9 protein-coding genes are annotated in these 12,314 nt (G+C 41.8%); 1 reads left to right on the top strand and 8 read right to left on the bottom strand.

Going from position 1 to position 12,314, the window contains the following annotated elements:
• Positions 1–160: 160 nt before the first annotated feature.
• The gene (pbpC, locus tag DW103_RS00230; RefSeq protein ID WP_122273664.1) at positions 161–2,458 is read left to right on the top strand and encodes a penicillin-binding protein 1C; all 2,298 of its coding nucleotides are present in this window, start codon (positions 161–163) and stop codon (positions 2,456–2,458) included.
• Positions 2,459–2,470: 12 nt separating this feature from the next.
• Here pbpC and DW103_RS00225 read toward each other — a convergent pair whose 3' ends face one another.
• From DW103_RS00225 to DW103_RS00190, 8 genes are all read right to left on the bottom strand, one after another.
• Positions 2,471–3,358 carry an aldo/keto reductase gene (locus tag DW103_RS00225; RefSeq protein WP_122273663.1) on the bottom strand — a complete coding sequence of 296 codons (888 nt, stop codon included), beginning with the start codon at positions 3,356–3,358 and terminating at the stop codon, positions 2,471–2,473.
• A gap of 1 nt (position 3,359) precedes the next feature.
• Positions 3,360–4,706, bottom strand: coding sequence for a Na+/H+ antiporter NhaA (gene nhaA / locus DW103_RS00220; protein WP_122273938.1), 1,347 nt, complete (start codon positions 4,704–4,706; stop codon positions 3,360–3,362).
• Positions 4,707–4,773: 67 nt separating this feature from the next.
• On the bottom strand, positions 4,774–5,967 hold the full coding sequence (locus tag DW103_RS00215; RefSeq protein WP_122273662.1) for a sodium:proton antiporter: 1,194 nt from the start codon (positions 5,965–5,967) through the stop codon (positions 4,774–4,776).
• Between the two features lie 117 nt (positions 5,968–6,084).
• The gene (locus DW103_RS00210) at positions 6,085–6,690 is read right to left on the bottom strand and encodes a YigZ family protein (RefSeq protein WP_122273661.1); all 606 of its coding nucleotides are present in this window, start codon (positions 6,688–6,690) and stop codon (positions 6,085–6,087) included.
• 3 nt (positions 6,691–6,693) lie between these two features.
• Entirely contained in the window at positions 6,694–6,912 is a 219-nt protein-coding gene (locus tag DW103_RS00205; protein WP_122273660.1) for a hypothetical protein, read from the bottom strand.
• Between the two features lie 52 nt (positions 6,913–6,964).
• Positions 6,965–9,814 carry an excinuclease ABC subunit UvrA gene (gene uvrA / locus DW103_RS00200; protein ID WP_122273659.1) on the bottom strand — a complete coding sequence of 950 codons (2,850 nt, stop codon included), beginning with the start codon at positions 9,812–9,814 and terminating at the stop codon, positions 6,965–6,967.
• A gap of 19 nt (positions 9,815–9,833) precedes the next feature.
• Positions 9,834–10,805, bottom strand: a complete 972-nt coding sequence (locus DW103_RS00195) for a lytic transglycosylase domain-containing protein (RefSeq protein WP_122273658.1) — start codon at positions 10,803–10,805, stop codon at positions 9,834–9,836.
• Positions 10,786–12,126, bottom strand: coding sequence for a gliding motility-associated C-terminal domain-containing protein (locus tag DW103_RS00190; protein WP_233545573.1), 1,341 nt, complete (start codon positions 12,124–12,126; stop codon positions 10,786–10,788). Before DW103_RS00190 ends, DW103_RS00195 begins: the two co-directional genes overlap by 20 nt.
• Positions 12,127–12,314 lie beyond the last annotated feature (188 nt).

The following is a 12,314-nucleotide window of genomic DNA, read 5'->3' as shown; positions in this document are numbered from 1 at the left end:
TTGAAATTCAACAAATGTAAAATTAAATTCTTTATATTAGCGTCCTAAACAAATGAATTAAATGACATTTTCAACAATATTAACCTCTTGGCAGATAAGGAGTAGATGGAAAAAGATTTTCTTTCTCCTAATCCTGTCTCTATTGATATTCTGGGGATTCATGTATTTATCGGTACCACGGAAATTATTCAATGTACCCTACTCAACTTTGCTTTACTCGGCAGAAGGAAGTTTACTGGGAGCACGTATTGCACCGGACGGGCAATGGAGGTTTCCGGCAACAGATACATTGCCGGATAAATTCGTAACCTGTCTCATCAGTTACGAAGATAAACGCTTTTACTGGCATCCGGGAATTGACATACCCGCACTTCTGCGGGCCTTCCGGTTAAATGCCAAAGCCGGCAAAGTCATCAGCGGAGGAAGCACTCTGACCATGCAACTTGCTCGTATTGCCAGAGGAAACAGGGAACGGACATTTTATGAAAAAGGAATTGAAGTCTGCTGGGCTCTTTTTTTAGAAACGACACATAGTAAAAAAGAAATTCTGAATTTATATGCTTCACATGCTCCCTTCGGCGGGAATGTCATCGGAGTAGAAACCGCCGCCTGGAGATATTTCGGACGTAGTATAACCAATCTTTCCTGGGCGGAAAATGCAACCTTGGCTGTTCTCCCCAATTCTCCTGCCCTAATCCACCCGGGACGCAATCGAAAACAATTAAAAGCAAAACGAGATAAATTGTTGACTATTCTTCAAAAAAACGGAATAATTAACCGGACAGAATATGAATTGGCATGTATGGAACCGCTACCCGATGCACCTGTTCCCCTACCGGACAATGCTCCCCATTTATTGGAACGACTTGCAGCCAATACTCCCGGAACGCGCATCGCTACGACAATCCGTCAAATGTTGCAACAGCAAACTCAGGAAATTGTCAACCGATATGCACATGAATATAGTTCCAACCATATTCACAATTTAGCGGCTATCATTGCAGACGTAGAAACCGGAGAAGTACTTGCTTATGCGGGCAATGCCACATTTCAAGCGGACGAACGTAAAGGGAATCAGGTGGATGTAATTACTGCACCTCGTAGTACAGGCAGTATTTTGAAACCTTTTCTTTATGCAGCAATGTTGCACGACGGACAATTACTACCCAATATGCTCGTTCCGGATATACCCTTGAATATAAACGGTTATACTCCACAAAACTACAATAAGACATTTTACGGAGCCGTACCTGCCCATCGTGCCATTGAACGCTCACTGAATGTACCTCTGGTCCGGATGTTATCAGTATATAACACCGGGCGTTTTATGTCATTGCTCAAATCCTACGGCATGACCACATTACGTTTTCCGGAAGATCACTACGGAGCCTCCCTTATCTTAGGAGGAGCAGAAGGTACACTCTGGGACATGGCAGGCATGTATGCATCCATGGCACGTGTCCTTTCCCATTACAGAAAATACAACGGACGATACAATCCTTCTGATATTCATCCGTTAACCTCCTTTGTCGTAAAAGAAAACAATTCCATACAATCCATCAACGACAAACGACTTACAGATAAACCGATATTATCAGCGGCTTCCCTTTGGTTTACAGTCGAAGCCATGTCCGCTTTAAACCGTCCTGAAGAAGAAGCAGACTGGCAACAATTCAATTCCATGAAACAAATTGCATGGAAAACAGGAACCAGTTATGGAGGTCGTGATGCCTGGGCTATTGGCATAACCCCACGCTATGTAGTCGGTATATGGGCCGGGAATGCTTCCGGTGAAGGTCGTCCGGGATTAACAGGGGTAGGAAACGCCGCTCCTGTCCTATTTGACCTATTCTCTCTTCTTCCGGGAAGCAATTGGTTCGAAATGCCTTATGATGAACTGGAACCAATGGCCATCTGCCGGCTCAGCGGACATAAGGCTTCTTCTATTTGCAACCAGGTAGATACCTTATACATGCCGTGTTCAGGCAATAATACGCCACTTTGCCCTTATCACCAACTGGTACATTTATCAGTTGACGGTCGTTTCCGTGTCAATAGTTCTTGCGAATCCGTTGATAGGATGATTACTCGTTCTTGGTTTGTCTTACCCCCTTCACAAGAATATTATTACAAGAATTATCATATGGATTACGCTCCGCTTCCCCCTATTAAACCAGGATGCGAACAGGAACAAAGCCGACAGATTGAACTTATTTATCCAGAGCACAATGCTATTTTGTTTTTACCAAAAGGTTTCTCCGATAAACCGGAAAAATTTATCTTCAAGGCCGCACACGCCCGTCCGGATGCCACCATATACTGGCATATCGACAATACGTACTTAGGTGAAACAACAGAAAATCACCAGATAAGTTGCTCCCCCACTCCCGGCAAACATTTGCTCACTCTAATCGATACTTGGGGCAACCAACGAAAAATACAGTTTGAAGTCAAATAACGGGACAAAATTTCAACCTTTTGCCAACCGCATCACACGTTCAACCGCATCATCCATCTGGGCAATAGATGCCATTCCTAATGTCATAGCATGAATATGCCCTTGAGTAAGCGCAAAATGAATAGAACGTTCGCGTTCTTCGTCGGAAACATTCTTGCCTTCTCCAAATATTTTCATACCGAGAACACCTTTGCCATTCTGTTGTGCTTTAGCCAAAAGCTTGCTTACATCTTCAGGAGTTCCGTCCATCAATGTCTGGAAAGGATTGATACGAGCTAATAATACATCAACCCATGGATTTTCGACAGCTTGAGCCATGGCATCCCAATTATGACAGGAAATACCGACAGCTTTTACAATTCCATCTTGCTTGGCCTTCGACAATCCATCCATATAAAATTTACGCGTTTCATTCCAATCCCCTTTTACCATACAATGCAACAGAAGGATATCCAGGTATTCACTACCGGTTTCCTTACGAAAACGATCCAGCGTTTTTTGTACAGGCTCACGCTTCTCATCTCCTTCATCGTATGTCCACATCTTAGTCATCAAAGTTAGATTTTCACGGGGCAGTTCTTTTATCGCTTTTCCTACAAAAGGCTGAGAACCATACGTATCGGCCATATCAAAAAAACGAATTCCCCTGTCATAAGCATGATGAGCCAGCTTAACAAAATTATCCAATCCCAATCGAGTCTGGTCGGATTCATAATTCCAACCGTGCGTACCTGTTCCCATTGCAATACGGGAAACCGTCAGACCTGTGTCGCCCAATTTCACTTTATCCACTGTTGTATCTGCAGAAAGCAGACATCTCACGTTAGCCAGAGCCGGTCCGGCCAAAGACAGACCTGCTACTCCGGCAATTCCTGTCTGAATAAATTTACGTCTATCCATATTATTCTTTTTTAGGTAATACTTTTCTTAAAACCACATATCCGCATAATCCCGAAACAAAGGAACCTACAAACACGCCCAATTTAGCTTGGTTCAAGAGTTCTATTCCTACATCAGATATTCCGGTAAAAGAGAGATTAGCAATAAAAAGAGCTACCGTGAACCCAATCCCCCCTAACATAGACACACCAAAAAGATTCCGTTTGTTAATACCTACCGGCATACTTGCCAGTCCCAATCGTATAAAAAGAGACGTAAACAGGAAAATACCCAACGTCTTACCGACAAATAATCCTACAAATACAGCCAACGGTACTTCAAGAAGCGATTCGGGCTGAATATTCCCAAAAGTAACCCCGGCATTCACAAATGCAAAAAGCGGTAATATCAGGTAATTCACCAGCGGATGCAATTTATCGGCAATACTTTGCAAAGGACTAATCGTTTTATCTGCCAATAAATGAATATTGTTTAGCACCTGTATTTGTGTAGGAGTCAGGACCTCTGCTTTTTTAGACTGACGGACTTCAGTATAATCGAGCATATCCAGATAGTCGGTCATCTCAGTGGTAAAATCATCCAACTTAACAACCGGACGGGCCGGTACAATAAAGGCAACCAATACACCAGCAATGGTCGGATGGATACCAGACTCCAGAAACAACATCCAGACAAAGAAACCAACAATATAGTAAAAGACATTGCTATGTACCCGCATCTTACTTCCAACATACAACAAGGCTAGTAAAACCAATGATATCAAAAGCGGTTCGAAAGCTATATCACTGCTATAAAACAAAGCAATGATTATAATACCCCCAACATCGTCTACTACGGCAAGGGCAGTCAGAAAAATACGCATGCTTAACGGTACACGTTTCCCCAATAATCCAAGCACAGCCAAAGCAAATGCAATATCGGTAGCCATTGGTATCGCAGCACCGCGCACTTCGGGATCAGAACCGCAGACAAAAAAATAGAATAGGATGGGAACAATCATCCCCCCACATGCTGCAACGACAGGCAATAGAGCTTTTCGGAAAGAACTCAATTCTCCTATCAAAATCTCCTGTTTAATTTCCAAACCAATCACAAAAAAGAAAATAGCCATTAGGGCATCATTCACAAAAGCCAACATAGACATGGAAGTTCCATGATGGTCGAATGGCTTAAAATTTCCGATTTGGAAATCAATCGGGTGCAATAATATGCTATGATAAGACTCTGCCCACGGGGAATTAGCAAATATCATTGCCAAAATGGTTGCCATAAACAACAACAGACTCGCATTCGCCTTTTGTGTTGCAAAGCGACGCAAAGGTTTAAGGATACTAATCGTATGGTCCATATCTGGTATTTGTATAGGAGGAGACAGCTTGCCAACCATCCCCTTCCGTGTTTTTTCCTAACAATAACTACTTACCGGCTTGTTCCAGCTCATAAGCACTACGGGTCAGCTTTTCTACCCAGATGACAAATATACCAGTTAAAATTAAATTAAACACTATAGTTAGTACAGAAATCATAAGTGCAGGTCCCCCTAAATTATATCCCAATGCGATAAAAATAATGCCAGCCCCTACCTCACCACGGGTAAACATACCGATAGAAAGTGCCAAACGTTCGCGTTTCCGACGTTCGCGATAGAAAAATAATGGGAATAATTTACCTATATTTGATAATAAAGAGACGATAACCACATGTGTAATAATCATCGGCCACGACATCATTGGCTGTGAACCGGTTATTGTTACAGCTTCCGCTGATTGGGCTACAAAATCAATACCGAAAAATACGGGCATACTGACTCCGACCAAAAACATAAACAAAAAAGAAATTGCGGTTGCCACATTATTCTCAACTTTCGTATCAATATGTTTATGCTTCATTACCATACCAAGAATAAAAGCCGGTAATAGCACTTCTATATGAATACTGGCATCTTCTCCATAAAAATATTTGGAAATCAGATAAATACCTTGAGTTATAGCCAATGTGACAATAGAATATAATAAGATAGCCTTCCAGTCCTGACGCATATTGTAAATACCCATCTTTTTCCATCCTACTATCAGAAGAACCATTACAATTAAAATAATAACACCTAATTGCCAACGCAGTCCAACCATCATTATCTGCAAAGGTATCATTAATAAAATTGTATCCAAATCATCAAAAATAGCCAATACTTGTACTTTTTTATATACCCAAGAAGCTTTCAAACCTGCAGCGGCAAGCATAGTAAACAGGATACCGGCAGAAGTCGGTGCGGCAAACCTGCTTAACAACAGGTTTTCTTTCCAAGCTTCTCCGCTTGTCCAATATATATCGGGGAGAAGGATAAATATATAATATAAAGCTACAAATATCCACGGGAAAGCAGCTGTAGCCATAGCGATAAAATAATCTTCCGTATATGAACGCCAACGAGATTTATCCATTTCAAACTCTCGTCCGACATTAATCATAATAAATGCCAAACATATATACAATAATGCATTAGATAGTGTCTTCACTAAAGAATAACTTTCACCGACTATTGCCGGAAGGAACTGGGAGACGATTAACCCCAGCATCAGAAAAAAAGAAAACAAAAGAATCTTCTTCATTATTCACAAATTATTTTTGTTTAGAATTATAATATATAACAAACTATTAAATGATTTTGTTACTTTTCTCTTCATAGAACAGCCCCCCTAAAGCAAGTTCATTTTATTTTTATTGAATCAAGCTTGAGAAACTAAATAAGCGCTTTCCACTTTTAACAATCGAGCCTTCAACCGTTCGGCTTCTCCTTTACGGATACGGAGCGTCATTTCGCAATCCATTTCAAATTTTTGAGATATAATTGTCGGATTATCCTCCTTTACAATACGCATAATACTGTTCAGATAAGGATATTCGAAAGCGACTGTGATATCTTCATCAACAGTCCTTTCTTCTATTTCAGCAGTGGCTATAGCTTCGGCTGCAGCTGTGCGATAGGCCACAATCAGTCCACTGGTTCCCAGCTCTATGCCTCCAAAATAACGGATTACCACTATTAATATATCGGTCAATCCATTAGAATTTATTTGCCCGAGAATAGGTTTACCGGCAGTCGAAGAAGGTTCGCCATCATCGTTCGCACGAAAAATCTGACGCTCCGGCCCCAGCATATAAGCCCAGCACACATGGCGGGCATCATAATATTGTTTCCGGTATTTATCCAGTTGTTCTTTTATCTCTTCGACCGTACGCACCGGAATAGCATACGAAATAAAACGACTACGCTTTTCCGTATAATACCCTTCGGCTACTTGCTTAATAGTTTTGTAACTGTCGTCTGCCATTCATCAATCAGGAATATGAGTTTGCTGTTCTTCACGGAAAGCCCGGAAGTCTTTCATTATTTCTTCGATTTCTTCAATGAAATAGGGATCTTTCACCTTCTTCTTTACCTCTTCGTAGTAGGTTTCAATAGCAGCCAAAGCGCATATATCCTGTCCACGAAGCAAAAAATACGGTTCCTCCTTCTCTACACACTGCTTAATCATTTGAATCGGATTCTTCATTTCCTCTAATTTCTCTTTTTATATAATTTTCAATTTATAATATCCGGCAATCTTACTTCAAGCTCTTTAATTCTTCTTTCAAAAACTGAGCAGTATAACTCTTCGTTTTTGCCTTTATCATCTCTTCCGGAGTACCGGTAAAGAGAATTTTACCGCCACCACGCCCCCCCTCAGGCCCCATATCAATCAGGTAGTCAGCACATTTAATAACATCAAGATTATGTTCGATAACAATGATGGTGTTACCCTTCTCTACCAACTTATTCAGAACACCCAACAAGACGCGTATGTCCTCGAAATGCAATCCGGTAGTCGGCTCGTCCAGTACATAAAGCGTTTTACCCGTATCGCGCTTAGCCAACTCGGTAGCTAACTTAACACGTTGGCTTTCACCGCCAGACAATGTCGTGGAGGGTTGTCCCAGTTTAATATAACCCAAACCTACATCCTGTAAAACTTTTACTTTGGAAAGAATAGATGGTATGTTTTCAAAAAATTCAACAGCCATATTGATTGTCATATCCAATACGTCAGCGATGGATTTACCGCGAAAACGGACTTCCAGTGTTTCCCGGTTATAGCGCTTACCGTGACACTCTTCGCACGGAACCAAAACATCCGGCAAGAAATTCATTTCAATCGTTTTGTAACCGTTTCCTTTACAAGTTTCACAACGACCGCCTGAAACATTAAACGAGAAACGCCCCGGCTTATATCCCCTTACCTTCGATTCCGGCAATTCAACAAACAAATTACGAATATCAGAAAAAACACCGGTGTAAGTTGCCGGATTACTACGTGGCGACCGACCGATAGGTGATTGGTCCACATTTACGATTTTATCCACATTATCAATACCTTCAACCGACTTATATGGCATCGGGTCCTCCAATGAACGATAGAAATGCTGGCTTAAGATAGGCTGTAAGGTCTGATTTATCAAAGTGGATTTACCACTCCCCGACACCCCTGTCACACAAATAAACATTCCAAGGGGAAACGACACATCCACATCCTGCAAATTGTTTCCACTAGCCCCTTTAATGGTGATAGACAAGCCATTCCCTTTACGCCGTTCCTTCGGCACGGTTATTTCCATCCGTCCGTTCAGATAAGCCGAAGTCAAAGTATCCGCTTTCAACATATCGTCAGGTGTTCCGGCATACACGACCTCACCGCCCAAACGCCCTGCTTTCGGTCCCATATCTACGATATAGTCGGCATTCAACATCATATCTTTGTCGTGCTCCACCACTACAACGGAATTTCCCGTATCACGCAATTCCTTCAAAGAGTTTATCAAACGGACGTTATCACGTTGGTGCAAACCGATACTCGGTTCATCCAAAATATACAACACGTTCACCAATTGGCTCCCAATCTGCGTAGCCAAGCGGATACGCTGACTCTCTCCTCCGGAAAGAGTAGCCGAGGCACGACTCATAGCCAGATAATCCAATCCCACATCCAGCAGGAATTTCAGGCGCGAACGTATCTCTTTCAGAATCTCCACAGCAATCTGTTTCTGCTTCGGAGCCAATTTGTCTTCCACCCCGTTCACCCATTCATACAATTCGGAAATATCCATATTGGAAATCTCCGCAATATTTTTACCGGCAATCCGGTAATTCAAAGCTTCTTTGTTCAGCCGCTGACCATGACATTCAGGACAAGCTGCCATCTTGATAAATTGTCCGGCCCATTTCTGTGCAGAAGCGGAAGCTTCCCCCTCCTGTTGCATTAGGATATATTTTGCAACTCCTTCATAAGACAAGAAATAATTGGAAGTCCCCAACGAATCATTTTTTATTTGCAAACGTTCATCCGTACCATTCATGATTTCGTCTATGGCTTCTTCGGGAATATCTTTAATAGGCGTTTTGATAGTTACGCCGTATTTGTCGCAAATAGCCTCTATCTGCCAGAAAATAAGCGAGTTCTTATATTTTCCAAGAGCAACGATACCACCGTTGTAAATACTTAACGAAGAGTCTGGTACAATCTTCTCCATATCCAATAAATTAACTTGTCCTAACCCTTTACATTTCGGACAAGCCCCTTGCGGAGAATTAAACGAAAAATTATGCGGAGCCGGTTCACTATACGACAGTCCGGTAACCGGGTCCATCAGACGACGGCTGTAATGGCGGGCCTCGTTTGTTTCGGCATCCAAAATGAGTACCAAACCGTCCCCTTGCTTCATTGCAATCCGGAGACTTTCCTTCAAACGGCGTTCATCTGTTTCGGAAACAACCATTTTATCAATAACGACCTCGATACTGTGCATCTTGTAGCGGTCCAACTTCATTCCGTGGAAAATCTCTTTCAATTCACCGTCCACACGAACATTCAGATATCCTTTTTTACGTATCTGTTCGAATAATTCTTTATAATGCCCTTTACGGTTACGAACCAGCGGAGCCAACAAATAAGTCTTTTTTCCCCTGTATTTATCAAGGATAAGGTTTAGTATCTGTTCCTCCGTATATTTCACCATTTTTTCACCACTCAAATATGAATAAGCTTCTCCGGCACGAGCATACAGCAAACGAAAAAAATCATATATTTCAGTAGTCGTACCGACTGTTGAACGGGGATTCTTATTAGTCGTTTTCTGCTCGATGGAAATAACAGGACTCAACCCCGTAATCTTATCCACATCCGGACGCTCCATATTCCCCAAGAAGTTACGGGCATAAGCAGAAAAAGTTTCCACATAACGACGTTGTCCCTCCGCAAAGATTGTATCGAATGCCAGCGATGATTTACCGCTGCCGCTCATTCCTGTTATAACGGAAAGTTTATTACGGGGTATCTCGATATCTATATTTTTCAAATTATGGACGCGAGCCCCTAAAACAGCAATACGGCCGCCTTCCAATGCATTTTTATCGTTTTTCATTTTATTTTTGTACGAAAACTTATTTTACCACCCAATCCGGATTGTGAACATACGTATTGGGAATCTTATAATACATATCATTTTCTTTTGGTATCTGAAGCTTATATGTTTTTCCACCGGTCAGCAACTGACGGTCGCGCAACCAAGGATTGAAACGCCTTAAATCGGCATAAGTCACGCCGTTTTTCTTTGCAAAATCCGACAGATTTTGAATATCGGAAGAAATGGTCACCTCTTCACAATCTATCGGTTTATACAAATCACTGGCCCGGAGAACAAAACCATATTTGTACGGAGCTTCAAAAATTTGCTTGATTGCTAAGATTCGATATACATAGCGGGATGTTTCCTCCACCAGCCATAAATCGAGCGCATTGTCACTGTCCTGCTTGGAAAGCTCACCAGAGATACGTCCCATACCGGCATTATAAGAAGCAGCAACCGTTGCCCAATCACCATATTTATTATAGGCGTCTTTAAGATAACGGCAAGCAGCACTGGTTGCTTTTGCCACATTACAACGCTCATCGACAGTCGATGTTACCGTCAGTCCATATTGCTTCGCCGTACCTTCCAACATTTGCCAAGTTCCTACAGCACGTGCCGGCGAAACGATGCGCGGGTCCAGATTACTTTCGATAACCGCCAAATATTTAAAATCGTCGGGGATACCGTTTTCCTTCAATATTGGTTCTATTACAGGAAAATAACGGTTGGCACGCTTCAGCAGCAGCATAGTGGTCGAATGATAATAGGTAAAACTACTCAATTCCCTATCTAAACCTTCATGCATGTTATACCGGGTAATATCCATTTCCTTTCCACAAAAAAATACGGATGAAGGAACATCCGGCGACATCGTCACCGAAGGAATAAGAGGACGTTCTTCTTTCACTTTTTCAGAATCGGCCGAGCCGATAGAAAGGCAAGCTGTCAGGCATATAGCACTACCTGCTAAAAAACCTATTATACTATTTTTCGATAATTTCATCGTCTATTGTTTTCGGTCTAAGAATATTAATTGAACCTTTTTTATTGTGTTTATAACCATCAGACCCTTTTGCTTCTATAATATAGAAATAAACGCCCGGTGGTACATATTTCCCCCCTTTTTTTCCGTCCCATCCTTCTGCCGGATTAGTAGAATGATACATTTCCACGCCCCAACGATTGAATATCCAACACTTATAATTTACAATGGACTTATAGGACACCCGAAATTCATCATTAATACCGGGAGTAGTCCCGGGAGAAAATGCATTCGGAACCTCTAAACCTGATTCCATTATATCTAATTCATATGAGACCGAATTGTCTGTACATACACCGGACCGGTCGCTCACCTCCAACTCCACGGTGAATTTTCCAAACTCTCTAAATGTATAATCTACCTCCTCACCAGGGAAACGCACTAAAGGATTTTCCGGACCGTTTTCATCGGCAGAGCGATATATTTTCCAGATAAACATAGAAGCCACAGGTTCGTTGGCATACGCAGCAAAATGAACTTCCACCGGTGCAGACATACGCCCATCTTCTGCTACTTGATCGGCAATTAACGTCGTATCCGCATGCACATCGATAGCGACCGCCGTATAAATATCGCTCGTAATACTCTTTTCCAAACCAAAATGCCGGGCAAACTGGTCACCGGTCAAAGTGAATTCCGTATCACAAAGAGGAACATTTCTTTCACTGCCTTTATCCTGGATAAGTAAATTATCAGCCGTTGCACCCTCTATGGTCATCTGTTTCGTCTCGGGTACAAACTGCTTACTGTCTTCCATCCATTTCAAGGTCTGATAAGAGACATCGAACTGACGTGTCAGATTTCTTGTTAATCCATTGGCCGGCAAATGATATGACATACTTGCTACTGCCGGTGAAACTGTCAGACGGACACTGGAACAATCTCCGTATTTCACGGTCAGGCTCTGCGGATTAAATATATATTTACTATAATCGATAATCCAGACATACCAACCATTCATTCCGGGCTCCTCCACATAATAACCATAGCCATCCTCTATATTACGTATAACAGATGTTGTACCGTTCTGTTCACAAGTGACCGGTTCACGTTCCAGCGCTTTCGTCTTATATCGGTACCATTGATGGGAAGAAGAGGTAGAAGTGTAACTTATTGAAACATTTTCCATACCGTTCACCAGATAGACCTGCAAAGGTTTTTCCGTTATTGCCAGCAAAGGCGTTCCCTGCCCTCCCGACACCGTATATTGTGCATGGATTGTCATCATCACAAATAGGAAACAGAGTACCCCACCCAATCTTCTTACATTTTTCCTTCGCATATACATGAACCAATTAGTTTACAAAATTAATACTTTATACTTATATACACTATTCCTGCCACAAAGAAAAAGAGTCGAATATCAAAATGACACTAGTATAGCGGCAAATCAGGATTAATATGGCAGGTAAAAATAATTACCCGCACATGTAACCCTTTTTAACATATCAATTCGATTGCAAAACACTC

The organism is Parabacteroides sp. AM08-6, from assembly GCF_003473295.1.
GTDB lineage: Bacteria > Bacteroidota > Bacteroidia > Bacteroidales > Tannerellaceae > Parabacteroides.
Note: the sequence above shows the minus strand (reverse complement) of the source record. Positions and strands in the feature narration are given on the sequence as shown.

Coding starts and splice junctions, on each gene's coding strand:
- pbpC (WP_122273664.1), top strand. CDS start 161: ATGTATTTATCGGTACCACGGAAATTATTCAATGTACCCTACTCAACT.
- DW103_RS00225 (WP_122273663.1), bottom strand. CDS start 3,358: ATGGATAGACGTAAATTTATTCAGACAGGAATTGCCGGAGTAGCAGGT.
- DW103_RS00190 (WP_233545573.1), bottom strand. CDS start 12,126: ATGCGAAGGAAAAATGTAAGAAGATTGGGTGGGGTACTCTGTTTCCTA.
- DW103_RS00215 (WP_122273662.1), bottom strand. CDS start 5,967: ATGAAGAAGATTCTTTTGTTTTCTTTTTTTCTGATGCTGGGGTTAATC.
- DW103_RS00205 (WP_122273660.1), bottom strand. CDS start 6,912: ATGAAGAATCCGATTCAAATGATTAAGCAGTGTGTAGAGAAGGAGGAA.
- DW103_RS00210 (WP_122273661.1), bottom strand. CDS start 6,690: ATGGCAGACGACAGTTACAAAACTATTAAGCAAGTAGCCGAAGGGTAT.
- DW103_RS00195 (WP_122273658.1), bottom strand. CDS start 10,805: ATGAAATTATCGAAAAATAGTATAATAGGTTTTTTAGCAGGTAGTGCT.
- uvrA (WP_122273659.1), bottom strand. CDS start 9,814: ATGAAAAACGATAAAAATGCATTGGAAGGCGGCCGTATTGCTGTTTTA.
- nhaA (WP_122273938.1), bottom strand. CDS start 4,706: ATGGACCATACGATTAGTATCCTTAAACCTTTGCGTCGCTTTGCAACA.